The organism is Rhizobium sp. Leaf311 (assembly GCF_001423445.1).
Lineage (GTDB): Bacteria > Pseudomonadota > Alphaproteobacteria > Rhizobiales > Rhizobiaceae > Agrobacterium.
In genome coordinates this window covers 303,406-327,350 of the sequence record NZ_LMNZ01000008.1, presented here as the reverse complement: position 1 = coordinate 327,350, position 23,945 = coordinate 303,406, and the positions used below count along the sequence as shown (strand labels likewise).

Genomic DNA, 23,945 nt, shown 5'->3' with positions numbered 1-23,945 from the left:
AGAACTAATGCATTTACCCTACTTGCGGACATGTGGGAAAGTGCTAACGTCTCACGCAACACGGCCATAGTTCCGGGAAAGTAGAACGATATGGCACTGCAGGATTTCGCATCCACCAATATAACATCTCTTTCGGGTCTGACTGAAGCCATTGCAAGAATTGCACGGGCGCGGAAACGTGAAGAGGTTGTCGAAACTGTGCGCGCCTCTGCCCGAGGCCTGGTGGGTTGTGACGGCATTGCAATCATCCGTCGAGATCGCGATCTTTGCCATTACATCGAGGAAGACGCCATCGGCCCGCTTTGGAAAGGGCGGAAATTTCCGGTCGCCTCCTGCATCAGCGGCTGGGCTATGTCGAACAGAAAGACTGCGGTCGTTCCTGATGTCTCCAAGGATGAACGTGTCCCTCAAGACCTTTATTCAGGCACATTCGTCAAAGCCTTGATCATGGCACCCGTCGGTGCCGACAATCCTGGCGGTGCTACGGGCGCTATCGGTGCTTATTGGTCGCATCCCTATGAGGCTACTCAGTGGGAAATCGATACGTTGGAGGCGTTGGCCAGTGCAGCAGCTTCGGCTTTTGAAACCGTTGATCTGATCGGATCGCTTTCGAACGATCTGGCACAGGCGCGCAGCCTCTTGCCTGATTACAGCGATGACCCGGGTGATTTGTCGAAGGATGTGGAACGCGTCGCTGGCATCAGTGCGGTCCCGGTCATTCTGGATGTTGTCCTGCGCATGACAGGCATGGGCTTCGCCGCTGTCGCGCGCGTCACGAAAGACAGATGGATTACCTGCCTGTCGGTCGATCATTTTGGTTTTGGCCTGAAGCCCGGGGATGAATTGCCGATTGAAAGTACATTGTGCAATGAAATCCGCGATCATCGCGAGGCGGTGGTGTTTGACGATGCCGAAGTCGATCCGTTGTACAAGGATCATCACACGCCGCGTATTTATGGATTGCGCAGTTACATCTCCGTGCCGATTATCCTTTCCAACGGTCAGTTTTTTGGTTCTCTTTGTGCCATCGACCCCAAGCCTGCCAAGGTGAACAATCCCCAGGTACTCGGTGCCTTGAGGCTTTTTGCGGAACTGATCGGACACCATCTCGATGCGGATGAAAGGCTGAAAGTGGCCGAGCAATCGCTTGAGCGTGAGCGGCAAGTGTCCGAATTGCGCGAACAATTCATCGCGGTGCTGGGCCATGACCTGCGCAACCCGATCGCTGCCGTGGACGCTGGCACCTCGCGCCTTATCAAGGAAGGATGGACTGAGCGTAGTCCGCTTATCCTGAAATTGATGAAGGCAAGCATAGGGCGCATGGGAGGTCTGGTGGATAATGTCATGGACCTGGCACGCGCACGGCTGGGCGGCGGCATTTCGCTCGACCTTGGCGAACACGATGTCGCAACCACCCTTTCACATGTCATAGACGAACTTCTTGTGGCTCATCCCGAGCGAAAGATCGACATCAACGTCAACCTTTCGACGCCAATGCGCATAGACCGCTTGCGGATCGCCCAGATGTTTTCCAATCTTGTCTCGAACGCTTTGACGCATGGCGTTGAAGATGGGCCCATAACGGTCACGGGAGCTCTGGCGGATGGATTGCTGCGTCTGTCGGTCAGCAATCAGGGCGAGCCGATCCCGCCGGACACGATGGAAAAACTGTTCCAACCATTCCGGCGAGGCGATGTGCGCCCCAATATGCAGGGGCTGGGGCTAGGGCTCTATATCGCTTCCGAAATCGCCAAGGCGCATAAGGGCACGATTACCGTTCATTCCGACCACGCGGAAACCCGCTTTACCTTCGAAATGCCTGTTTCCGCAGCCTGACGGTCAACGACGTTGATGGCGCCTCAGTCGAGACGCCGTCCTTCGCTGTCGAAAAGGTGGAAACGCGCCGGGTCGGCGGTTATTCTCAGCTTTTCCCCGATCTCTATTGCAGAGCGGCCCGGTACCCGGAAAACGATGGCGCTGCCATCGGCCATCTCCCCGTGAACGTAGCTTTCTGCTCCTACCAACTCAACCGCGGCAACCTCGACATCGATCTTGAAGGGGCTGCTCGACGTTGCATCGGCAATGACGATATCTTCCGGGCGGATACCGATTGTCTTTGCGCTTGACGGGATCATCGCGTTATCAGGCGCTTTCCATACCGCCCCGTCGAGCGGCAACAGGTTCATCGAGGGGGAACCGATGAAGGTTGCCACGAAGCTGGTTGCTGGCTTTTCATAGAGTTCAATGGGTGTTCCAACCTGCTCGATGCGCCCGGCGTTGAGAACGACAAGCCGGTCTGCAAGCGTCATGGCCTCCATCTGGTCGTGGGTCACATAGATGCTGGTTGTCGCCAGCGAGCGCTGCAAACGGCGGATTTCGACGCGCATCTGGACGCGAAGCTTTGCATCGAGGTTCGACAGAGGCTCATCGAACAGGAATGCCGATGGCTTGCGCACGATCGCACGCCCCATGGCAACACGTTGGCGCTGGCCACCGGAAAGCTGGCGCGGCTTGCGTTCAAGGAACTGCTCGATTTCCAGCGCACGTGCCGCCTCGGTGATGCGCCGATCGATCTCGTCCTTCGGTGTGTTCCGGTTTTTCAAACCATAGGCTAGGTTCTGGCGCACCGTCATGTGCGGGTAGAGCGCGTAGTTCTGGAACACCATGGCGATGTCGCGTTCTGCTGGCTCCAGATCGTTGACGCGTTTGCCGGCAATATGGACATCTCCGCCGCTGATGCTTTCCAGCCCGGCAACCATGCGCAAAAGCGTCGATTTTCCGCAGCCGGATGGGCCCACGAGGACAATCATTTCGCCATCCTGAATGCTCAGCGAAACACCTTTGATCGCCTCGACATTGCCGCCATAGACCTTGCGGACGTCCTTGAGTTCGATAGTTGCCATTACTTTTCAGTCTCCACCAAGCCTTTTACAAACCAGCGCTGCATCAACACCACGACGAGAACCGGAGGAATGATCGCAAGGATGGCCGTGACCATCACGTAGTTCCAGGGTGTTGAGGCATCGGCAAAATCCACCATGCGGCGCAGGCCAATTATGATTGTGTTCATTTCGGCGCGATCCGTTACCAGAAGCGGCCACAAATATTGCGTCCAGCCGTAGATGAAGAGGATCACGAAAAGAGCCGCTATATTGGTCGTTGAAAGCGGAAGCAGGATATCGCGCATGAAGCGGAAAGGTCCGGCATTGTCGATGCGGGCCGCCTCGACCATCTCCCCGGGGATCGTCAGGAAGAACTGACGAAACAGGAATGTTGCGGTCGCCGATGCCATCAAAGGCAAGGTCAGCCCGGCATAGGAATTGAGCAGGCCCAGATCGACGATCACCTTGTAGGTCGGCAGAATACGGACTTCCACCGGCAACATGAGGGTGACGAAGATCATCCAGAAGAAGCCCATGCGGAATGGGAAGCGAAAGAAGACGATCGCGAAGGCAGAAAGAAACGAGATCACGATCTTGCCAACCGCAATTGCGATGGCAACGACGAAGCTGTTGAAGAGAAGTCGTTCCAGACTGACCCCAACCACCCGTTCAACGCCGCCGGAAATGGCTTCGTGATAGTTTTCCACGAGGTGTCCGCTGGGCAGAAGCGAAAGTGGTGGTCGCAGGATATCGGTGGATGTCGCTGAAGACGCGATGAATGTGTAGTAGATCGGAAATGCGACGATGATGATGCCGAGGATGAGCATCAAATGCGCCATCAAGGTTGCTATGGGGCGGTTCTGAATCATTGTCTGTCCCTCAACCGTAATGCACGCGTCGCTCGACGAAGCGGAACTGGAATGCCGTGAGCGCGATGACGATGATCATCAACACAACGGATTGAGCCGCAGACGAGCCGAGATTGAGATTGACGAAGCCGTCGTTGTACACCTTGTAAACAAGCGTTTCCGTAGCTTTGGCGGGGCCACCGCCGGTGACCGAATGAATGATGCCGAACGTGTCGAAGAAGGCGTAGACGGTGTTGACGACAAGCAGAAAGAACGTCGTCGGCGCTAGAAGCGGAAAGATGATCGTCCAGAATCTCCGGGCACCGCGCGCACCGTCGATGGCAGCCGCTTCCAGCAGTGATTTCGGGATAGCCTGCAGACCGGCCACGAAGAACAGGAAGTTGTAGCTGATCTGTTTCCATGCAGCAGCGGCAACAACCAGTGTCATGGCTTGATTACCGTCCAGCAACGGATCCCAGGCAATGCCATTGCGGCGCAAGATGTAGGCGAGGGTGCCCATGGCGGGATTGAACATGAACAGCCAGAGCATACCGGCAACTGCAGGCGCCACGGCATAGGGGATGATCATCATGGTGCGGTAAAAATTCTTTCCTCGCACGACAAGATCAGCGGCTGTGGCAAGCAGAAGTGCCACGCCCATCGACAGAAGCGCCGTTGCGATGCTGAAGACGACGGTCACCTGTAGGGCGTGCAGATAGTTCGGGTCGGAAAGGATGTCCGAGAAGTTGGCAAGGCCGACGAAGCTGCTTTGAAGGCCGAAAGGATCTTCCCGCATTGCCGATTGGTACAACGCCTGGCTCGCGGGCCAGAAGAAGAAAATGACGGTGAGCACAATCTGCGGTGCGACCAGAAAATAGGGAAGAATCTTGTTGGGAAAGACAACGCTTTGCACGTCGGGCTCCTTTGAGGCGATGCTGGCAAGCCGATGAAGCCGCGACCTCGATCCCGTAAGGATCTGAACGCTTGACCGGTGAAGACGACATCGCCATAGGCAGATTTGGAACATATGGAACGGTGTGGAATATTTATTCCAGACCGTTCCAGTTCATCGCAGATACGCTTGTACCTGCTGTAATATCAGGCTGGTTTATCGACCGATTGCCTGCTTGATGGCAGCGTTTCCGCGTTCGACTGCCTTGTCCAGGGCGGCCTTGGCGTCCTGCTTGCCAGCCAGCATGTTTTCAAACTCTTCGTTCATGATGTCTCGAACCTGCGGGAGATTGACGAGACGGACACCCTTTGAGTTTTCTGTCGGCGGCTTGCCCATCATCTGCAGAAGCGGCGTTTCGCGTGCCGGGTTCTTCTGGTAGAAGCCGGATGACTTCGTGTCCTCATAGGCTGCAAGCGTGACAGGCATATAGCCGGACACCTGATGCAGGCGCGCCTGGATCTTGGTCTGGGACAGGAAGTGGAAGAATTCCGCAGTGCCCTTGTATTCGTCGTCGGACTTTCCGCCGAAGACCCAAAGGCTCGCGCCGCCGGGAATGGTGTTCTGCGGACGGCCTTCGCCTTCGTAGTAAGGAAGCTGGCCGATGCCGTAGTTCATGCCGCTCTTCACGATATCGCCCAGACCGCCCGAGGATTCCGTGAGAATGCCGCATTCGCTTGATGTGAAGAGCTGCTTGGCTTCCGATGTGCGACCGCCATAACGGAAGGTTCCATCCTTGGCCAAATCCGCAATCGCCTGGAAATGCTTGACGAAGGGCTCTGCGTTGAATGCCAGTTTCACGTCCGTGCTGGCCAATCCGTTCTCATTGCTGCCATAGGAAAGGTTGTTCCAGGCTGCGAAGTTTTCGGTCTGAATCCATGTCAGCCAAGTGGAGGTAAAGCCGCATGGCGCCGCGCCGCTCGACTTGATCTTCTTTGCGGCTTCGAACACTTCAGGCCATGTCTTTGGCGGATTGTCGGCGTTCAGGCCAGCCTTGGTGAAGATGTCCTTGTTGTAATAAAGAATAGGCGATGACGAATTATACGGGAAGGACAGCATGGTGCCGTCTGGCTTCGAATAATAGGCGACGATACCGGGCAGGTAGTCTGCCTTGTTGAATTTGTAGCCACCCTTCTCCAGCACGTCAGCAACCGGGACGATTGCGCCCTGCGCGCCCATCATCACACCGCTGCCGGCATCAAAGACCTGAATGATGGCAGGAGGCTGCTTGGCGCGAAACGCTGCGATGCCCGCATTGAGCGTTTCACCATAGGTGCCCTTGAAAACCGGCATGATCTTGTAGTTGGACTGGCTTTCGTTGAATTCTTTTGAAAGCTGCTCGACAACTTCGTTGTTCGCGCCAGTCATGGCGTGCCACCACTGGATTTCCGTAGCGGCCATGGCACTTGATGCCATCAGCAGAGCAGTAGCAGCGGCTGTAACAGACGCGAGAACGACTTTCATGGAATTTCCTCCCTGACCATGAACGCAATTACGAAGCGACCGGAATCGCCTCGTTACTCTTTGCTCACTTAATCCAGTAGCCGCAACCCTTTTTTCATCGATTCGACGGCTATGCACATTAGCGCCAGTGAAAATAACGGAAACTCACTGGAAATGGTCGTGAAGAAGGACTGTGGCTGCCCGTTGGGATTTTGTTCTGGGCGGGAATATCGTAAATGGACATATCGATGTGATTGCGGAGACGGGATTGATATGGCTGCGAGCGAAAAGCTGGACGAAAAGGAAAAGCAGACGCACCGCAGGGGTTTTGGGGTTTCAACCGTCTATGAAACGCTTCGCAATGAGATCATCGAACTGAGACTTGCTCCAGGCAGCCCGATCGACGAAGTCCAGCTTTCGGAACGTTTCGAGCTTTCCAGAACACCCATTCGCGAGGCGCTGGTCAAACTGGCGGCGGAAGGTTTGATCACCACATTGACGAACCGCGCGACCATCGTCTCGCAGATCGATTTTCTGGGCCTGCCCGAGTTCTTCGATGCCTTGACGCTCCTGTACCGGGTAACCACAAGGCTGGCTGCCGCCCGGCACAGCGAAGATGACATTGTAAAAATCAGGGCGCTGCAACAGGCATTCGAAACGGCCGTCACCCAGAGGGATGTGCTCGCCATGATCTCTACCAACCGGGATTTCCATATTGCAATCGCCGTGGCAGGCGGAAACCGATATTACACGGAGCTTTTCACGCGGCTGCTGGACGAGGGGCGTCGCATTCTTCGCCTCTATTATTCCTCGTTCAATGACCTCTTGCCTCGCCAATATGTCACCGAGCATGAAGACATGATCAAGGTCATCGTCGAGCGTGACATTCAAGGCGCCGACAGAATTGCGCGTGAGCACGCGGACCAGATCGTCCAGCAAATACGATCCTATATTGCCGCAGATGGCCGGGAAAGTCTCAGCCTTTCCCTGTGAAGCCATCTGGGACGCACGCTCTGTATTTTATTTGTCGACAAGTTGGCGATGCCGTGTTAGGACCCTTGCACGATTGATCGGGCCGCGGCCCCAGCTTCAGCAAGGCGACAAACATGGCAGATTCCATTTTTACTGGCTGTATTCCAGCGCTTATGACGCCCTGCAAGGCAGACCGCACCCCTGATTTCGACTCGCTCGTTAAAAAGGGTAAGGAGCTGATCGCTGCTGGCATGTCGGCGGTTGTCTACTGCGGTTCCATGGGCGACTGGCCGCTGCTGACGGATGAGCAACGGCAGGAGGGCGTGCGTCGGCTGGCTGAAGCCGGTGTTCCCGTCATCGTTGGAACGGGAGCGATCAACACGAAATCTGCTGTCAGCCATGCGGCACATGCTGCCAAGGTTGGCGCCAAGGGCTTGATGGTCATTCCGCGGGTTCTGTCTCGTGGGTCATCAACCGCTGCGCAAAAAGCACATTTTTCCGCTATTCTGGAAGCTGCCAACGGACTTCCCGCCGTTATCTACAACAGCCCCTATTATGGCTTTGCCACGCGCGCCGACCTCTTCTTCGATCTCCGCTCGCGTTACTCCAACCTGATTGGCTTCAAGGAATTCGGTGGCAAGGCCGACATGACCTATGCGGCAGAAAACATCACCTCAGGTGATGACGACCTGACCTTGATGGTGGGCGTCGATACCGGGGTTTACCACGGCTTTGTCAACTGCGGAGCGGGCGGCGCCATCACCGGCATCGGCAATGCCTTGCCGAAAGAAGTCCTGCATCTCGTCTCCCTTTGCGAAAAAGCTGCCAAGGGTGATGCAGCCGCTCGCCGCGATGCTCGTGAACTGGAAGAGGCGCTGACTGTCCTGTCCACCTATGATGAAGGCCCAGACCTCGTCTTGCACTACAAGTACCTGATGGTGCTCAAAGGTGAGAGCGAATACAGCCTGCACTTCAATGAAAGCGATGCGCTCAGCGACTCGCAGCGTCGCCAGATCGAGAACCAGTTCACGCTGTTTAAAAGCTGGTATTCCTCACGCTATCCAAACTGATCAGTTCTGTCTGGAATAGAATAGAATAGAATAGAATGGAATGGAATGGATGCGCCTTTTCGGGCGCATCTTGCCTTCCGGCGGGCCTGTTGGCGCCATCGATATTGGTCTTAGTTCGCAACAGTTCCCGTCAGATTGAAACGCGTTTCGTCCATCCGCTCACGCTTGTATACGAACTCGATATTGCCGAACGCGATGGTGAAGTCTTTTTGAGCGGCCAGCATCGCGGCTAGATCCTTGACGTGGATGCGCTCCCCAACAATTGCCTGAACCAGCTGTGCGGCCTGAGACGCCAGTTCCTGACGCGACAGGACAGAGCCAAAATTAAGCTTGAGCCTGAAATTGCTCCACACTTCGGCCTTCACACCACGGATCACCACGAAAACGGAGGGCTGGTGCGAGGTTTCCGGATAATCGATGAGGTAGCTGCACTCCCATTCGCCGCTTTCTCGCGCCAGGAAGGCTGGCCGTTCTCCCGCACCCAGATCAGCAAGGCCACGACACCTATTCTCATCGAAACGGGTTGCTGGTCGTGCACCAAGGAGTCTTCCGGATTTCAGGCTTCCAACTTTGGGCGTTTGCTGCGGCCGTGCACCATCAACGACGGTTGCGTTGGCAAGCGTCGCGTTGAGACACAGAATAAGGAGCAGTATGAATGATCTCGCCATTCGCCCCGCGCAGGCCCCTGTATGATTCATACCCATGGGTGGTCATTACAGGTGTCTGGCCAAAAAATCACTAAACTTCGCGTAAGCTGCCGCAGAGTTTGTTTGGCGAAGCGCAAGTGTTGGTGTTTGCGGACCCAAGGTCGCGCAGGCAGCATGGCCGTGCTCGTTGCAGCTCATGCTATCCGCCTTTTGTTTCACTCAGCTTTGTCAGATGCGCTTGCCTGTTTCCCTGTCGAAAAGATGCACCGAAGCCGGATCGACGGCAATGCTGACCGTATCGCCAAAACGGATATCCAGCCGCTCGCGGAACAGGCAGGCAATATCTTCGCCCATGCAGTCCAGCTTGGCGTAGATTTCGGAACCGGTGCCCTCCACCAGTTCGACGCGCCCGGAGATGCCGTTTTCGGCAACGCGGATATGCTCCGGGCGGATGCCGTAAACAAGGTCACGACCGCCAAGTTCTGCGGGGTCCGCAGTCTGTGGCAAGGGCAGGGTCAGCCCCTTGGTCGTACGGAACACGCCTTCTTCGACCCGGCCCCTGATAAAGTTCATGGCGGGGGAGCCGATGAAGCCTGCGACAAACAGGTTTGCGGGCCGGTCATAGAGTTCCAGCGGTGCGCCGATCTGCTCGATGACGCCATCATGCAGGACGACAATCTTGTCGGCCATGGTCATGGCTTCCACCTGGTCATGCGTAACGTAGATTGTTGTGGTGCCGATGCGCTGGTGCAGGGCCTTTATCTCGCCGCGCATCTGCACACGCAGCTTGGCGTCGAGGTTGGATAGCGGTTCATCGAAGAGGAAGACCTGCGGATCGCGCACCAGAGCGCGGCCCATGGCAACGCGCTGGCGTTGGCCGCCGGAAAGCTGGCGCGGGTATCGGTCTAGCAATTTGTCCAGACCCAGAATGCCAGCCGCCTTGTTGACCTTGGCGGCGGTCTCATCAGCGCTGACCTTCTTGAGCTTTAAGGCAAAGCCCATATTGTCCTTGACCGTCATATGCGGATAAAGCGCATAATTCTGGAACACCATTGCGATATCGCGATCTCGCGCAGGCAGGTTGCTGACCTCACGCGCGCCGATGTGGATTTGGCCATCGCTCACCTCTTCCAGTCCCGCGATCATCCGCAACAGGGTCGATTTCCCGCATCCCGATGGTCCGACGAGGACCACGAATTCACCATCTGCAATATCGATGTCGATGCCGTGGATGACGTTGACTGCGCCGAAGCGCTTTTGAACATTTTGAATATTGACCGTTGCCATGGTTTTGATCCCGTGATGAAAGCAATTCCGGCAAAGATGCCAAGCGGTTTTGCGTTCGGAGCTGCGTTAAGCAAAAGAGGTGGTTCAGCCGCCCTTGACGGCGCCAGCGGTAAGGCCCGCAACGATCTGTTTTTGCGCAAACATCGTCAGCAACAGAACCGGCAGGGTGACGATCAGAGCCGCCGCCGCAAGCGGCCCCCAACTGACCTGCTCGAAGGACAGCATGTTGTAGACGGCGACGGGCAGGGTGCGCGTTTCACGACTTGCCAGCACGATGCCGAAGACAAAGTTGTTCCAGGAGAAGATGACGGCGAGAATGAATGACACGACGATGCCGGGCTTTGCGATGGGCAGTGCCACAAGCCGGAAAACCTGCCACGAAGAGGCACCATCCATGCTGGCGGCTTCTTCGAGCTCCTTCGGCGTCGTCTCGAAATAGCCGATCATGATCCAGACGACGATCGGAACAGTAACGACGAGATGGATGATGATCTGTGGCCAGAGCGTGCCGAGCAGGTTCAGCCATTGGAACAGCAAAAACAGCGGAATGAGAAAGGAGAGGCCGGGCGTCATGCGTGCAATCATAATGACGATGGCTGCCTTTTCGGCCTTCAATCGCGCAATGCCGTAACCTGCGGGAACGCCGATGACGAGCGCAAGAAAGGTCGCTGCCCCCGTGACCAGAACAGAATTCCAGAAATAGAGGAAGAAGTTGTTCTCCTCGAAGACCTTCACGTAATTCGACCATGCGAAGCGTTCCGGGATGAGGATGGGCGGGTAGGCGCCGTTGTCGATCTCGTATTTCAAGGACAGTGAAATCATCCAGATGAAGAAAAGAATGACCGGCGAGATCATGACCAGTGCCACGAAAAACAGGCCGATGCGGTCGAGTGTCTTGCGTTTCATCAGCGGGACTCCATCTCGTTCCACTGTGTTCTTGCGCGCACCATTAGAAGCACGAAGGACAGGGCAATGATGACGATGAAGAAAACGACAGCCATGGCTGAGCCGTAGCCAATATCGTAATAGGCGAAGGCTGTGTTGTAGAGATAGATGTTGATGGTTTCCGAGGCCGTGCCGGGCCCGCCCTGCGTCATCGCGTAGATGATGTCGAAGCTTTTGACGGCATCGATGGAGCGGATGATGACCGCAATCATCAGAAACGGCGCAATCATAGGCATGGTCAGGTAGCGGAATTTCTGCCAGGCATTGGCGCCGTCGATTTCAGCGCTTTCGTAGGGTTCACGGGGCACAGCGGCAAGGCCGCCAAGGACGATGAGCATGACAAGCGGTGTCCACTGCCACGTTTCCACGAGGACCAGAGACGGGATCACCGTGGATTGGTTGTAGATCCACTCCAGCGGGCCGATGCCGATGAGCGAGAGCAGATAATTCAGCACACCCAGCTGCGGGTGGAACATCATGGTCCAGACCAGCGCGATGGCCACCGGAGTTGCCATCATGGGCATGACGAAGACGCCGCGCAGGAAGCCGCGCAATGGGAATTGCGCATCGAACAGAAGTGCTGCCAGCGTACCGAGAAACAGAGGCGCGACAACTGACAGCGTCGTATAGACCAGCGTGTGCCAGAGTGATTCCCAGAACCGCGCATCGCTGGCCAGACGAATATAATTGTCCAAGCCGATGAAGCTCTGCTCCTGACCCAGCGTCCAGCGCTGCGCGCTCATCCAGAGTGTGAACACCCACGGAAACACGATGACCGCTGCAATGACGACGAGTGCGGGAATGACGAAAGGCCAGTAGTTGGGAGCAAGCCGCGTGGGCTTGCTCCTTCTGCTGATTGTTTTTGCCGACGCGGCAGTTTCGATGCTGACGGACACCATTATCCCTCGCTGCGTGCCAGAACAGGTGCGAACTGCTCGGTCGCCTTCTTGAGTTCGGTTTCCGGGTCTGCCCCGCCGATCATGTTGGTGAGACCAACGCCATAGATATCGCGGAACTCGGTAACGGGAATGATGACGGGAAGGGCAAGCTTGGACACCTTGCCGGAACCGACGACGGCGTCCAGCCATTCGGCAGGCATCTTGACGCCTTCGCGAACCTTCGCGTCTTCCAAAATGGACTGGCGGAACGGTACGCCCGCACCTGCCTGCAACAGACGTGCACCCATTTCATGCGAAATGGCCCATTGGCAGAACAGGTAAGCGGCCTCTTTCTTGGTGGAGGCTTCAACGACGCCAAGTCCATCACCGAAGGTGCCTGCAGCCTGCTGGGCCGGACCCTTTGGCATGACACCGTAACCGGCCTTGCCGACGACGCGTGACTTTTCCGGGTTTTCGATGGGGGGAGCAAAGCCGACACCATCAAACCACATGCCGATCTTGCCCTGGAGGAAGGCGGATTGCGCTTCGGCCCAGTTGAAGCCGGAAACACCCGGAGGGGCCGACTTCGTCATCAGCCGCTGGTAAAGCTTTGCGGCCTCGACAGCTTCACGCGTCGTGGTGTCGATCTTGCCGTTTACGATGGGAGCTGCGCCATAGCCCAGCATCAGCGATGTCCAGACGGGCGTGTTGGCGTTCTTCAATCCGCGCGCCACGAAGCCGTAGGTGTTGGTCGACGGGTCGGTGATCGCTTCTGCGGCGGCAACAAGTTCATCGAAGGTCTGTGGATACTTCAGGCCCTTGGCTTCGAACAGTTCCTTGTTCCAGTAGAGGATCCAGTAATCCACGGAGAAGGGCAGCGAGCGGAGGACGCCATCGCTATCCTTGGCGAACTGCATTCCCGCTTCGGCAAAATCACTCTCGGTCAGCGAAGGGTCGGTGAGTGTCGGATCTTTCAGGAAGCCACTGATATCGGCCAGCCATTTGCCTTTTTCGAACTGGCGCTTCTGCACGTGGTAGCTCAGGTGGACCACATCGAAGCTCGGTCTGCCGGAAGACAGCTCGATCACGACCTTCTGGCGTTGCTGCTGTTCAGGCGTCGCCTCGGCATTGACCTTGATGCCGGTCAGTTCCTCGAATTCCTTGATGTATTTCAGCAGTGTTTCGCTGCGCGGGCTTTTGACGAGATTGACCTCGAGCGTGGTCCCGGCGTGTTTCTTCCAGTCAACCGCTGCCGAGGCGGGACGAATGCCGAATGCCGCGGTACCGGCAATGGCTGCCGTTCCAGCCATGAAGGCACGACGTGTAGGATTAAGCAGAGAGTATGTCATGTTTTCCTCCTCTTGTGTGGCCGAAAATCTCCTCACCCCCGGCCGATTGTTTTTTTAGACCGCGAGAGCCCTGTCCCTCGCATTTCTGATATGGGCGACCAGCCTTTCGGCCGCCTCCTCGGGCAAGCGTTGCTCGATGGCCTCCAGAATGGTCAGATGCTCGGCCATGACCGACTTGACGTGACCTGCAATTCGAAACCGCTCCTGGTTGATCAGCCGCATCTTGATGGAATTTACCCGGTACGCATTCGAAATGATGGAATTTCCAAGTGAATCGATAAAGGCATCATGCATTCCCCAATCGATAGCCTGCGCTCTTGCATCCAGTTCCGGCGATGTCGTTCCGCTTTGCGCGGCCTCGGCAATGTTGCGGTGATTGGAGATCATCTCTGCAATCGTGTCATCGGAAGCCGTGCGGGTAAAAATCGCAACGGCTTCCTTTTCCAGGAAGATACGAAACTGAAACGCTTCGCGGATCAGGTTGATGTCGATATGGGCGACCTGAAGACCGCGCTGGGGAACGGTCTTGATCAACCCATCCGCTTCCAGCCGTGGTATGGCCTCACGAATTGCCCCTAGCGGAAGCCCGGTCAATTCCACAAGACGACGTTGGGATATAAACTGGCCGGGGCGAACATCGCGCGCAAGCAGGTGGTGCGTAAAACTCTCATACGCCTTTTCCCGCAATGTCGTCTGTTCGCCAGTCTCGTCCATGAAACACCCTTTTCAGGCCGCCTGCCTGTTGAATAAAGTATCGAATGCGGCCTGAAGCTTCTTACAATTTTCAGCGGAAATGGAAACCAGGGGAGGGCGAACCGTGTGCCAGATTGTTTCCCCCGTGACGTGCGAAACCAGAACCTTGACCGCCGGTGTCACGGGGTTCTTGAGCAGCTCTGCAACCAGATCCACGATCCGATTGTCATCCACGCCATCCACAGCCATGGCCCGAACTTCCTGTGGCAGGAAGTTGGCGCAGCCGGAAATCGCGCCCTGTCCGCCAAGGCGAACGCCCTGTGCCAGATGCCGTTCATCGCCAATCAGAATGACGAGATCCCGATGCTCGGAAAGCAGGCGCTGCGTATAGGGCCAATCGCCGGAGGAGTCCTTTACGCCTGTGACGACGCCCGGAAAGGCGTGGCGCAGGCGGCCGATGAGCTCTACCGAAAGTCCCACCGCTGTAACGGACGGAATATTATAAACCAGAATGTCCCGGCCGGTATCGCCAAGCTGGTGGAATACGGATGAGAACCACTGAAACAGGCCTTCGTCACTAACGTTCTTGAAATAGGACGGAGGTGCAAGAAGGATGTTGCGCGCCCCGGCTTTGAGAGCTTCGCCCGCCTGGTCTGCCGCATCCTGCGCCGAATCCACCAGCACGCCTGTGACTAGCTTGTTGGCAGCAATGCCCGCATCCAGAAAAGCTGAAAGGATCTCGGTCCGCTCTCTCGTGCCGATCGAACTGCCTTCGCCAGTGGTGCCGAAAAGGGTAACGCTATCGCAGCCCGCGGCCAGCGAACGCTTGGCCTGAGCGATCATGGTCGGGATCTCGATCGCTCGATCCTGCGAAAACGGTGTCGTAAGTGCTGCCGATAGGCCGAATTTACCAGTCAATTGCCTGCTCCTCCAAAACTGACAAACGTTTGATACGACATTAACATGTTAGTTGTAAAGCCTATGGTGCTCAGTCCTGTGGAAAGATTTTGATCGTCGGACAAAATGGCGCGGGGTCTGCGTGGAAAAGGAGTGCTGAGTTGGGAAAACGCTGGCTTTAAAGGGGTTTTTCCCCAGTTAGCTCATTTTAGAAAAGCGTGTCTGACGGGACACAGCGAAGATTAAGATTGTTAAAATTGGCTTTTGGGAGGCTCTTGGCAATATGTGATTAACCTTTATTTTCTATCTCATTTGCTGTGCCAAATGTCCGTTTATGATGAGTGTACAGGCTGTGATGCGTTTTCCCCGTTCGAATTTAAATAATTCCGTCAATACGATAGAAGAGAGGGGACAGAAGCAGCCCGATGCGGAGCCGCAGGCAACGCAAAATGGGGCCAGCGGAATGATTCCGTTAACGCCAGACCAGCGTGCCGTTATGGGTCGGAACGCTGACCAGATTGCTGCGAATGCTATTGAGGGTCGCGACGAGATGCCCCTGTGGCAGAACGCCTTTGTTCTCGGGCCCAATGTGCGGTTTACGCGTACTCCGCAAAATATCGTTGCCGGAAAACAGGCGACAGCTGCCACCTCCCCCAAACCGGATGCGGATGAGGCGGTATTCGCTCCCTCGCACGCTGCCAGGCCGGAGAGCGATCGCCCTGCCGCGCCCAAGCTGACAGAGGAAGAGCGCCGCATTGCAAAACCAGCCGTGCTTCCCCAACCTCCGGGAGCAACGGGTGCGCTTGCGCTTACATATCGTTTGCGGCGCGAACTTGCCTTGAAGCAACAGCAGGAAGCCTCCGCTCCGGCTGACGCGGCGACGACAGTTGAACACGCTCCATCCTCTGCCACGTCGTCTGACGAGCAGATCGATGTTGCCTGCTTCCCCGACGCTCAAGGCGCTTCGGTTCAGGCCAGGCTTGATGTTCCCGCCTTTGCCGATGCATTGTCGGATGAAATGTTCTGGGAGGCCATGAGCCTCGATATGGGTGACGCCATTTTGCCGCCTTCGCGCCCGATGCGGCTTGCCGAACTGGCCCGCATCAAGGCCAGCAGCGTGGCGACTGCCGTGCCAGTACCGCCAGTTCCCGCCCAGGCGAAAGTCACTCCCCGGCCACAACCGGTCCAGGTCATTCGCCAGTTGCCACCAACCATCGAGAAGCCGGTCTTTGCGAGATCAGTTGATTCACCCGTTTCGCTCTACCGGCAGGTCGAGGTCCGCGCGGTTGCCGAGGCGGAGGTCACCCAGCCCGAAGCGCACCATAGCGAGACTCCTGTGGAGGATCCGGCCCAGATCGCGGCCGCTCCAGCCGAGCAGCCTCTCGTGCAGGCCGTTCAACCCGCTGCCGTAATAGAGCCGCGACGGGAAATGCGGACGGTCGCGCGCAACAACAATCAGCCGATGTTTCTGGATGCGCCGGTGTTCAGCGACGGCGAATACGAGTATCCACCAATCGATCTTCTGCAACAGCCGCAGGTTCTGCAGACGACAACAATGACGCCTGAAGCACTGGAGCAGAGCGCAGGTCTGCTGGAAAGTGTTCTGGAAGACTTTGGCATCAAGGGCGAGATCATCGATGTTCGCCCTGGCCCGGTCGTGACGCTTTACGAGTTCGAGCCTGCCCCCGGTGTCAAGTCGTCCCGCGTTATCGGCTTGTCGGATGATATTGCCCGCTCGATGTCTGCACTTTCCGCCCGCGTGGCTGTGGTGCCGGGCCGCAACGTCATCGGCATCGAATTGCCGAACCCGGTTCGGGAAACGGTCTATTTCCGTGAACTGATCGAGTCGCCTGATTACGCGGAAACGCGGATGAAGCTTGCGCTTTGCCTCGGCAAGACAATTGGTGGCGAGCCCGTTGTCGCCGAGCTGGCGAAGATGCCGCACCTTCTTGTTGCCGGTACCACGGGCTCGGGCAAATCCGTCGCGATCAACACGATGATCCTGTCTTTGCTTTACCGGCTGAAGCCGGAAGAGTGCCGGCTCATCATGGTCGATCCAAAGATGCTTGAACTGTCTGTCTATGATGGAATTCCGCATCTGCTGACGCCAGTCGTGACCGATCCCAAGAAGGCCGTCATGGCGCTGAAATGGGCGGTTCGCGAGATGGAAGACCGCTATCGCAAGATGTCGCGTCTGGGTGTGCGCAATATTGATGGCTACAATGCCCGTGCAGCATCGGCGCGCGCCAAGGGCGAAACCGTCATGTGCAACGTCCAGACCGGCTTTGATCGTGCAACGGGAGAGGCTGTCTACGAACAGGAAGAAATGGACCTGACGGCGATGCCTTATATCGTCGTGATCGTGGACGAAATGGCCGACCTCATGATGGTCGCAGGCAAGGAGATCGAGGGCGCTATCCAGCGTCTGGCCCAAATGGCGCGTGCAGCGGGTATTCACCTCATCATGGCCACACAGCGCCCATCGGTGGATGTCATCACCGGCACCATTAAGGCCAACTTCCCGACGCGCATTTCGTTTCAGGTTACATCGAAGATCGACAGCCGCACCATTCTGGGTGAACAGGGTGCCGAGCATCTTCTGGGCCAGGGCGACATGCTCCACATGGTTGGAGGCGGCCGCATAGCGCGTGTGCATGGACCGTTCGTATCGGACGAAGAGGTCGAGAAGGTCGTCGCACATCTGAAGACGCAAGGCCGTCCTGAATATCTCGGCACCGTCACGGAAGACGCGGATGAAGCCGATGACGCTGAGGAAGAGGACACGGCTGTCTTCGACAAATCAGCCATGGGTGAGGACGATACGGCCGACCTGTACGAGAAGGCGGTCAAGGTTGTGCTGCGCGACAAGAAGTGCTCGACCTCCTATATCCAGCGTCGCCTTTCGATCGGCTATAACCGCGCTGCCTCGCTGGTTGAGCGCATGGAACAGGAAGGCATTGTGGGCCCTGCCAATCACGTCGGCAAACGATCGATCATCATGGGTGAACGTGATGTGTGTGAGGTACCGGGCGCTGTCGACTAGGGTGTCTCCTCGTTATTTGGACACGCTATAGCAACACCCTGTCGTTCAAGTTGCCTGCAGAAATTCAAAAACCCGGCGAGGTCATCGCCGGGTTTTTTGCATCTGGCACTCTCTTGCCGGATTAGATCGGGCGGATGAGACCCGTGCGCGGCAGATAGGGCACCCTGTTGCGTTTCAGCTTTTCGATGGCGGCAGGACGACCTACGTAATAGCCCTGAACTTGATCGATGCGAAGTTCCTTGAGCAATTCCATCTGCTCCGCGGTTTCGACACCTTCAACGAGGATCTTGTGGCCACGGTTGCGGATCAGGTCGACAATATCGCTCAACATCGCCTTGCCGCAAGGTGTGCAGGCATCATGCAGGAACGACTTGTCGATCTTGACGGTATCGAACTCAACCAGCCGCAGCCAGGACAGCCCGGCAAAACCGGTGCCGAAATCGTCGAGCCAGATTTTTACGCCCAGTGTTTTTAGATCGCTGATGCAGCGAAGAACATCGGAGTTCATGTCGACCTCAAGGCCCTCGGTGATCTCAAGGGCCAGCCGCCCTCCAGCCACTCCCATTTCGCCGAGAATGGCGGCGACCGATGTGGCGAAGCCGGGGCATTTCAGCTGAATAGGGGACACGTTGACGCTGACGACGGAGGTTTCTTCGCAGCTTAGAACCTGCTGGCACACCGTGCGGATAGCCCACAGGCCAAGATCGGTGATCACCCCGGTCCGTTCGGCGATGGGAATGAAGATGCTGGGAGGAACAAGTGTGCCGTCCAGAAGCCGCAACCGCATGAGTGCCTCGAGCCCTGTCGCCCTGTCGGTCGAAAGTGTCTTTATCGGCTGATAAACCAGAGATACGAGGTTCTGGGCGATTGCTATATTCAGCAGCGCCGCGACATTCTCGGTGTCGTCGCTGTTATTCGGGTCGTTCGGGTCGAATAGCTTGACGGTGTTCCGGCCATTCGCCTTGGCAAGATAAAGCGCGCGGTCCGCTTCATTGATGAGGCGTTCCAGCTTCGCATCCGGGTGCGGACGCGTATAGGAGACGCCGACGCTGACGGTTATGACAGACGTCCCATCTCTTCGTCTTTCATGTGTCAGTGAAAGGTCCTGGACTGTCTGGCGCATCGTTTCGGCGATTTCTTCAATGTCTCGGGCGGTGGTGAACCGCGCCAGGGCTATGAACTCCTCGCCACCGTAGCGACCGATGACCGCGTCGAAGCGGCTCATACTGTCCTGAAGCGTTTGCGCCACCTGCATCAGGCAGCGGTCGCCTTCCTGATGGCCATAGAAGTCGTTATACTTTTTGAAGAAATCGACATCGATGAGGAAGACTGCAAAGTTCCGCTCCTTCTCGGTCCATTCGTCCCACAAATGCCGCAGGCGGCCGTCGATTGCCCTGCGATTTTCAAGGCCGGTCAAAGGATCGGTGTTGGACAGTCGCAGCAAGGCCACGCCGCGCTCTTCCGCCTGGCGTTGTTGCACCTTAGCCTCGATCGCGTTGAGGAACACGTGATAGCGTTCACGGTTCAGTCTAAAGTTCACATAGCTGGTGAAGACAAAGCACGAGAAATAGAAGGTGCCGAAGGCGATCTGATAATAGATGTCCTGATGGAAATAGCTGAGCGCCACGAAATAAGTCAGCAAGACCAGGCTGGACGTAAATATGGACAGGCTGAAATTGAAGGTAAAAAACAGGTTGGCGCCCATCATGAACATCGCGCCGAACACCATGTAATAGGACATGTTGGTGGCATAGGATGTCATCATTGCCGGCATGAGCCAACCGACATAACTGCATATCAATGCCGTGGCACAGGCAATGTCCAACTGGTTCGTTTTGGCACCGGCCCGGATTTGCATTTCCAGTGTCAGAAGGGCGCAGATACTGACGACAAACCGCGCGAACATCGTGTGTGGTGCAACATCTGGCACCAGCAAAATATCCATCAGCGAAAACATCAGGTAGATGGGGACCGCCAGCCATAAGCCTTGCCTTATGGCTTTGCGTCGCTGGACGTCAGCCTCTTCAAGGAAAAGAGTCCGCAAAGCGTCCTTGGACCGCTGCGGCGACGCTTCCTGATGCAAGTCAAGTCCTGCCGTGTCTGCTAAAGTGTGCGTCATGCACTTTTCCATAGGTTGCAATAATGTTGCAAGTTTATCGGATCGAGACTTGCAGAAGTTATTGCTAAATTCTGCTGTTTTACTCCCGGTTCTCTCATCGGTCAGACTCAAGTTCAGGTTGCAATCATGGTAACAATATAAGCATTCCTATTAAGTTTCTTTAAATCGCCAAAAAACTACAACTGACTTTAGATTTACCTTAATAAAAGGTTTTCGAAAAAAGCATGTTTTCACGGCTTTTCGTAGATTGACTCCTGCACTCGTCGCAGATGAATTAACACAAAGTTAACATAGTGTTAATCAGGAGCCATATATGTCCCAACTTGCTACTGCAAACTTTGATGGTGAAAGTCTCATTACCCCAGAGACTATCTCGGACGAAATATTCGACACAAGAGCGAGCAATTTTGAAGAGAAATTTTTGCTTGCGCAGGCGGACGTCTCGCTGGTTCTCAATTTGTCACATCAGCAATTCGTAAACGGCAGGGCGCCGCAGGATATCATCCACAACGTTGCTGGCCAGCTCCATTTTCTCAGAGAGAAATACCACTCAGGAGTGTGGCGGGAGATCATTCCTATCATTCAGGACCATGAGGTCTCGGACTACTTCCTGCAGGACCCCTTCACGCTGTGGTCTTTCGAGAAGCCTCGCGGATACTCGGGCGATGCGCAATTGCTAGATTTCATCTATGGTCACGAGAGTGTTCAGCATCGTATCGCTGCCGCATCGCCACTTGGTATGGCACTGTATGAATACACGAAAGATGCTTCATCCTCGGTGGCCGTGCGGGAGCGCCGCGACATATTGACGAAATATGTCGATCAGATCGCAGCTTCCGTCGGGAACGACGCGGAAATTCTGACCATCGCAGCCGGGCATCTGCGCGAGGCAAATCGTTCTGTTGCGCTGGCCGAGGGCAAGATCAGGCGTTGGGTTGCTCTTGATCAGGACCCTCTGAGCGTCGGCGCCATCACACGCGACTTTGCTGGCACCTGCATCGAGGCCGTCGATGGCTCGGTGCGTGGCATTCTGTCTGGTCGCCAGCAGCTTGGCACGTTCGATTTTGTCTATGCTGCAGGTCTGTATGACTATCTGGTCGACAAGGTCTCGATCAAGCTGACCCAGCGTTGCCTGGACATGCTCAAGCCCGGCGGTACTTTCCTCTTTGCCAATTTCTCGCAGGATATCGGCGTTGACGGCTACATGGAATCCTTCATGAACTGGGCTCTGTTGCTGCGCACTGAGGAAGACATGTGGCGCATCATCAATGCCAGCATCGATCCGGAAGCGTTTGAGGCCGAGGTCTTCTTCGGCGAGAACCGCAACATCGTCTATGGCGTCATTCGCAAAAAGGCGTGACGTCCTTTACGCAGACGTCGCGCCGCCTCTGATGGCGGCGTGACGGCGACCGGTTAAATCGCGATTCCCATGACGCTCGAAACACTCTAAGGAAACTTGGGAGATAGCATGGCTTTGGAGCGCGGACATGGAAAACAAGCGTTATTATTCTGACTTTGGCGGCCTTCCTGGCCAAACTGAGCTTCTATCCAGCAAGGCGACCTTTACGACCGCCTATGCCGTCATACCAAAGCGGGTCATGTCCGACATCGTGACCAGTGTTCTGCCACACTGGCGCGAAACGCGAGCCTGGATCATTTCGCGCCCGATGACCGGCTTTTCCGAGACATTTGCCCAATATGTCATGGAAGTTCTGCCCGGTGGAGGAAGTGACAGGCCGGAACCGGACGCGCGTGCGCAAGCCGCCATTTTCGTCGTCGACGGTGAGATGAGTATCGAACACGCGGGCAAGCGCCATGCGCTGCGGGCCGGTTCATTTGCCTATATTCCTGCGGGCGATGCCTGGAGCCTACGCGGCGAAGGTACGGTGCCGGCCAAGTTTCATTGGGTGCGCAAGGTTTTCGATGTCGTTGACGGCCTTGAGTTGCCCCCGGCGATCTTCACGCATGAGGATGAGCATGAATTGTCAGCCATGCCCGACACGGACGGCAAATGGGCAACGACGCGTTTCATAGACCCGGCGGATGGACGCTATGACATGCATCTCAATATCGTCACCTTCGAGCCTGGCGCGACAATCCCTTTCATGGAAACCCACGTGATGGAGCACGGGCTTTTTGTGTTGGAAGGCAAAGCGGTCTATCGTTTGAACAATGATTGGGTTGAAGTTGAAGCGGGTGACTTCATGTGGCTTCGCGCCTTCTGCCCGCAGGCTTGTTACGCAGGTGGGCCCGGCCGTTTCCGGTATCTGCTTTACAAGGATGTAAATCGTCACGTGAAATTGTGGTGACCAGGCCTCTAGACGCCCCATATTGCTGTCCACTCCGGGCGGAAGTTAGCGAAATCTTTAATTCGGGGAGTGAGGTTGTCGGCCATAGGTTTGCGCGAATAACCGCGCGCAAACAATCTTCCAGGACCGCTTAGCGGAGATCGACACTATGCCTGAAACTTTCGAAGCAGATGTTTTCAACCTCGCGCCCGTGGCAATGTGGATCGAAGATTTTTCCGGCGTGAAGCGACAGTTCGATATCTGGCGCGGACAGGGCATTACCGATATCCGAAGTTACCTGCGCGAAGACCTTTCCCGTGTGCAGGAATGTTCGCAGAAGATACGAGTTCTCAGCGTAAACGAAAAAACCCTCGAACTCTTCGCTGCCCGGGATTTTGACCATCTGCTCTCGAATATGGATCGCATATTTCGTGATGATATGCTGGAAGGCCATATCACCGAACTGGAAGCACTGTGGGAGGGTAAGGCTCGCTTTTCCAGTCATGCGGTCAACTATTCCCTAAGTGGCAAGCGCCTCGACATTCAGTTGCGCGGCGTCATCCTGCCCGGCCATGAGGAGACCTTCGAGCGTATCCTCATCACCACGGAAGATGTCACGGAACGCGAAGAGGCGAGAAGGCTTGAGCGAAGCAACCGCCGATATGCCGAGAGCATGTTCAAACATTCCCCGGTGTCGCTATGGGTCGAGGACTTCAGCCGTATCAAACGGATGATCGATGACCTGAAGGACGGTGGCATCGTCGACTTCCGGGTCTTCATGGATGTTCATCCCGAATTCGTGCACCAATGCATGAGCGAAATCCGGGTGATCGAGGTCAACAAGGCGACCCTCGATCTCTTTTGTGCTCCCGATGAGCAAACCTTGCTGCGTCGGCTGCGTGATGTGTTCCGTGATGAAATGGACAAGCCATTTCGCGAACAGCTGATCGATCTCTGGAACGGAAATCTTTTCCATCAGCGTGAGGTCATCAACTACGCGCTCGACGGGACGGAACGTCACGTCCTTTTGCAATTCTCTGTCTTTCCGGGCCACGAGCAAGACTGGTCGCTCGTGCAGGTCGCGCTAACGGACATCACGGCGCGCAAGAAGGCCGAGGCGTATCTCGAATATCTGGGCAAGCATGATGTTTTGACCAAACTTTATAACAGAGCATTTTATACCGACGAGTTGAACCGGCTTGAGCGCAAGAGCCTGCGACCCGTCTCCGCGATCATCATCGATTTGAATGGTCTGAAAGTTGCCAACGATACACTCGGCCACGATGCGGGCGACAAGTTGTTGCGGCGGCTTGGAGAGGTTCTCAACGGCGTGGTGGCCTCGCCCAACAGCGCCGCGCGGATCGGCGGCGATGAATTTGCTATATTGATGCCAGGCGCTGACAAACAGGTCGCCGCCAATCTGGTGGAAACCATCTACGAACTGTTGAAGATCAACAACCAGTTCTATTCCGCGTCACCACTCGGGATTTCTATCGGTGTGGCAACCAGTGAGCCGGGAGAAACACTGGAGGCGATGGTGCGCAGGGCGGACATGAGCATGTATGAGGTGAAAAAGGCGCACTATGCCGAAGCTTCTTTAAAAGCGATGCCCACCGGTTAGGTGGGCACCTTAGA

General features: G+C 56.0%; 19 protein-coding genes. 7 read left to right on the top strand and 12 right to left on the bottom strand.

Translation table 11 applies throughout. The features are described from left to right. Nucleotides 1-90: 90 nt before the first annotated feature. Nucleotides 91-1,836, top strand: a complete 1,746-nt coding sequence (locus ASF69_RS23800) for an ATP-binding protein (RefSeq protein ID WP_062588227.1) — start codon at nucleotides 91-93, stop codon at nucleotides 1,834-1,836. 23 nt (nucleotides 1,837-1,859) lie between these two features. Here ASF69_RS23800 and ASF69_RS13365 read toward each other — a convergent pair whose 3' ends face one another. The 4 genes from ASF69_RS13365 to ugpB all read right to left on the bottom strand — a co-directional run bounded on the left by ASF69_RS13365 (nucleotide 1,860) and on the right by ugpB (nucleotide 6,143). Then, complete coding sequence (locus ASF69_RS13365; protein ID WP_062588225.1) at nucleotides 1,860-2,903, bottom strand: sn-glycerol-3-phosphate import ATP-binding protein UgpC; 1,044 nt, start codon at nucleotides 2,901-2,903, stop codon at nucleotides 1,860-1,862. Beyond that, the gene (ugpE, locus tag ASF69_RS13360) at nucleotides 2,903-3,751 is read right to left on the bottom strand and encodes a sn-glycerol-3-phosphate ABC transporter permease UgpE (RefSeq protein ID WP_062588223.1); all 849 of its coding nucleotides are present in this window, start codon (nucleotides 3,749-3,751) and stop codon (nucleotides 2,903-2,905) included. The genes ASF69_RS13365 and ugpE overlap by 1 nt, the downstream gene beginning before the upstream one ends. Before the next feature lie 10 nt (nucleotides 3,752-3,761). Next, the gene (gene ugpA / locus ASF69_RS13355) at nucleotides 3,762-4,643 is read right to left on the bottom strand and encodes a sn-glycerol-3-phosphate ABC transporter permease UgpA (RefSeq protein ID WP_062588221.1); all 882 of its coding nucleotides are present in this window, start codon (nucleotides 4,641-4,643) and stop codon (nucleotides 3,762-3,764) included. A gap of 195 nt (nucleotides 4,644-4,838) precedes the next feature. Then, on the bottom strand, nucleotides 4,839-6,143 hold the full coding sequence (gene ugpB / locus ASF69_RS13350) for a sn-glycerol-3-phosphate ABC transporter substrate-binding protein UgpB (RefSeq protein WP_062588219.1): 1,305 nt from the start codon (nucleotides 6,141-6,143) through the stop codon (nucleotides 4,839-4,841). 252 nt (nucleotides 6,144-6,395) lie between these two features. On the opposite strand from ugpB, the gene ASF69_RS13345 reads away from it, so the two are divergent. Beyond that, the gene (locus ASF69_RS13345; protein ID WP_062588217.1) at nucleotides 6,396-7,115 is read left to right on the top strand and encodes a GntR family transcriptional regulator; all 720 of its coding nucleotides are present in this window, start codon (nucleotides 6,396-6,398) and stop codon (nucleotides 7,113-7,115) included. Nucleotides 7,116-7,228: 113 nt separating this feature from the next. Beyond that, on the top strand, nucleotides 7,229-8,164 hold the full coding sequence (locus tag ASF69_RS13340) for a dihydrodipicolinate synthase family protein (protein WP_062588216.1): 936 nt from the start codon (nucleotides 7,229-7,231) through the stop codon (nucleotides 8,162-8,164). Nucleotides 8,165-8,274: 110 nt separating this feature from the next. On the opposite strand, the gene ASF69_RS13335 is transcribed toward ASF69_RS13340, so the two are convergent. From ASF69_RS13335 to ASF69_RS13305, 7 genes are all read right to left on the bottom strand, one after another. Continuing rightward, nucleotides 8,275-8,832: a DUF6030 family protein gene (locus tag ASF69_RS13335; RefSeq protein ID WP_062588214.1), complete on the bottom strand. Its 558-nt coding sequence runs from the start codon at nucleotides 8,830-8,832 to the stop codon at nucleotides 8,275-8,277. Between the two features lie 207 nt (nucleotides 8,833-9,039). After that, nucleotides 9,040-10,098, bottom strand: coding sequence for a sn-glycerol-3-phosphate ABC transporter ATP-binding protein UgpC (gene ugpC, locus ASF69_RS13330; RefSeq protein ID WP_062588212.1), 1,059 nt, complete (start codon nucleotides 10,096-10,098; stop codon nucleotides 9,040-9,042). An 84-nt stretch (nucleotides 10,099-10,182) separates the two neighbouring features. Beyond that, nucleotides 10,183-11,004 (bottom strand): carbohydrate ABC transporter permease, encoded by an 822-nt coding sequence (locus tag ASF69_RS13325; protein ID WP_062588210.1) that lies wholly within the window; start codon nucleotides 11,002-11,004, stop codon nucleotides 10,183-10,185. After that, nucleotides 11,004-11,942, bottom strand: coding sequence for a sugar ABC transporter permease (locus ASF69_RS13320; RefSeq protein ID WP_062588208.1), 939 nt, complete (start codon nucleotides 11,940-11,942; stop codon nucleotides 11,004-11,006). The genes ASF69_RS13325 and ASF69_RS13320 overlap by 1 nt, the downstream gene beginning before the upstream one ends. Further along, nucleotides 11,942-13,270 carry a sugar ABC transporter substrate-binding protein gene (locus ASF69_RS13315; RefSeq protein ID WP_062588206.1) on the bottom strand — a complete coding sequence of 443 codons (1,329 nt, stop codon included), beginning with the start codon at nucleotides 13,268-13,270 and terminating at the stop codon, nucleotides 11,942-11,944. Before ASF69_RS13315 ends, ASF69_RS13320 begins: the two co-directional genes overlap by 1 nt. Nucleotides 13,271-13,324: 54 nt before the next feature. Then, nucleotides 13,325-13,984: a GntR family transcriptional regulator gene (locus ASF69_RS13310; RefSeq protein WP_062588205.1), complete on the bottom strand. Its 660-nt coding sequence runs from the start codon at nucleotides 13,982-13,984 to the stop codon at nucleotides 13,325-13,327. A 12-nt stretch (nucleotides 13,985-13,996) separates the two neighbouring features. Then, the gene (locus tag ASF69_RS13305; RefSeq protein ID WP_062588203.1) at nucleotides 13,997-14,881 is read right to left on the bottom strand and encodes a dihydrodipicolinate synthase family protein; all 885 of its coding nucleotides are present in this window, start codon (nucleotides 14,879-14,881) and stop codon (nucleotides 13,997-13,999) included. A gap of 313 nt (nucleotides 14,882-15,194) precedes the next feature. Here ASF69_RS13305 and ASF69_RS13300 point away from each other — a divergent pair, with 313 nt between their 5' ends. Next, complete coding sequence (locus ASF69_RS13300) at nucleotides 15,195-17,903, top strand: DNA translocase FtsK (RefSeq protein WP_062588201.1); 2,709 nt, start codon at nucleotides 15,195-15,197, stop codon at nucleotides 17,901-17,903. A gap of 121 nt (nucleotides 17,904-18,024) precedes the next feature. Here the strand turns inward: ASF69_RS13300 and ASF69_RS13295 are convergent, their stop codons facing one another. Then, nucleotides 18,025-20,022, bottom strand: coding sequence for an EAL domain-containing protein (locus ASF69_RS13295; protein ID WP_062588200.1), 1,998 nt, complete (start codon nucleotides 20,020-20,022; stop codon nucleotides 18,025-18,027). 313 nt (nucleotides 20,023-20,335) lie between these two features. On the opposite strand from ASF69_RS13295, the gene ASF69_RS13290 reads away from it, so the two are divergent. The 3 genes from ASF69_RS13290 to ASF69_RS13280 all read left to right on the top strand — a co-directional run bounded on the left by ASF69_RS13290 (nucleotide 20,336) and on the right by ASF69_RS13280 (nucleotide 23,931). Next, the gene (locus tag ASF69_RS13290; protein ID WP_062588198.1) at nucleotides 20,336-21,382 is read left to right on the top strand and encodes a class I SAM-dependent methyltransferase; all 1,047 of its coding nucleotides are present in this window, start codon (nucleotides 20,336-20,338) and stop codon (nucleotides 21,380-21,382) included. Between the two features lie 127 nt (nucleotides 21,383-21,509). Next, nucleotides 21,510-22,331, top strand: coding sequence for a bifunctional allantoicase/(S)-ureidoglycine aminohydrolase (locus ASF69_RS13285; protein WP_062588196.1), 822 nt, complete (start codon nucleotides 21,510-21,512; stop codon nucleotides 22,329-22,331). Between the two features lie 148 nt (nucleotides 22,332-22,479). Beyond that, nucleotides 22,480-23,931: a sensor domain-containing diguanylate cyclase gene (locus ASF69_RS13280; RefSeq protein WP_062588194.1), complete on the top strand. Its 1,452-nt coding sequence runs from the start codon at nucleotides 22,480-22,482 to the stop codon at nucleotides 23,929-23,931. The last annotated feature ends 14 nt before the right edge of the window (nucleotides 23,932-23,945 follow it).

Bases quoted from the DNA above. Each gene is read 5' to 3' on its own strand.
- ASF69_RS13295 (WP_062588200.1), bottom strand. From the start codon at position 20,022: ATGACGCACACTTTAGCAGACACGGCAGGACTTGACTTGCATCAGGAA.
- ASF69_RS13285 (WP_062588196.1), top strand. From the start codon at position 21,510: ATGGAAAACAAGCGTTATTATTCTGACTTTGGCGGCCTTCCTGGCCAA.
- ASF69_RS13310 (WP_062588205.1), bottom strand. From the start codon at position 13,984: ATGGACGAGACTGGCGAACAGACGACATTGCGGGAAAAGGCGTATGAG.
- ASF69_RS13365 (WP_062588225.1), bottom strand. From the start codon at position 2,903: ATGGCAACTATCGAACTCAAGGACGTCCGCAAGGTCTATGGCGGCAAT.
- ugpC (WP_062588212.1), bottom strand. From the start codon at position 10,098: ATGGCAACGGTCAATATTCAAAATGTTCAAAAGCGCTTCGGCGCAGTC.
- ASF69_RS13340 (WP_062588216.1), top strand. From the start codon at position 7,229: ATGGCAGATTCCATTTTTACTGGCTGTATTCCAGCGCTTATGACGCCC.
- ASF69_RS13280 (WP_062588194.1), top strand. From the start codon at position 22,480: ATGCCTGAAACTTTCGAAGCAGATGTTTTCAACCTCGCGCCCGTGGCA.
- ASF69_RS13325 (WP_062588210.1), bottom strand. From the start codon at position 11,004: ATGAAACGCAAGACACTCGACCGCATCGGCCTGTTTTTCGTGGCACTG.
- ASF69_RS13315 (WP_062588206.1), bottom strand. From the start codon at position 13,270: ATGACATACTCTCTGCTTAATCCTACACGTCGTGCCTTCATGGCTGGA.
- ugpE (WP_062588223.1), bottom strand. From the start codon at position 3,751: ATGATTCAGAACCGCCCCATAGCAACCTTGATGGCGCATTTGATGCTC.
- ASF69_RS13300 (WP_062588201.1), top strand. From the start codon at position 15,195: ATGATGAGTGTACAGGCTGTGATGCGTTTTCCCCGTTCGAATTTAAAT.
- ugpB (WP_062588219.1), bottom strand. From the start codon at position 6,143: ATGAAAGTCGTTCTCGCGTCTGTTACAGCCGCTGCTACTGCTCTGCTG.
- ASF69_RS13320 (WP_062588208.1), bottom strand. From the start codon at position 11,942: ATGGTGTCCGTCAGCATCGAAACTGCCGCGTCGGCAAAAACAATCAGC.
- ASF69_RS13290 (WP_062588198.1), top strand. From the start codon at position 20,336: ATGTCCCAACTTGCTACTGCAAACTTTGATGGTGAAAGTCTCATTACC.
- ASF69_RS23800 (WP_062588227.1), top strand. From the start codon at position 91: ATGGCACTGCAGGATTTCGCATCCACCAATATAACATCTCTTTCGGGT.
- ASF69_RS13345 (WP_062588217.1), top strand. From the start codon at position 6,396: ATGGCTGCGAGCGAAAAGCTGGACGAAAAGGAAAAGCAGACGCACCGC.
- ASF69_RS13335 (WP_062588214.1), bottom strand. From the start codon at position 8,832: ATGGCGAGATCATTCATACTGCTCCTTATTCTGTGTCTCAACGCGACG.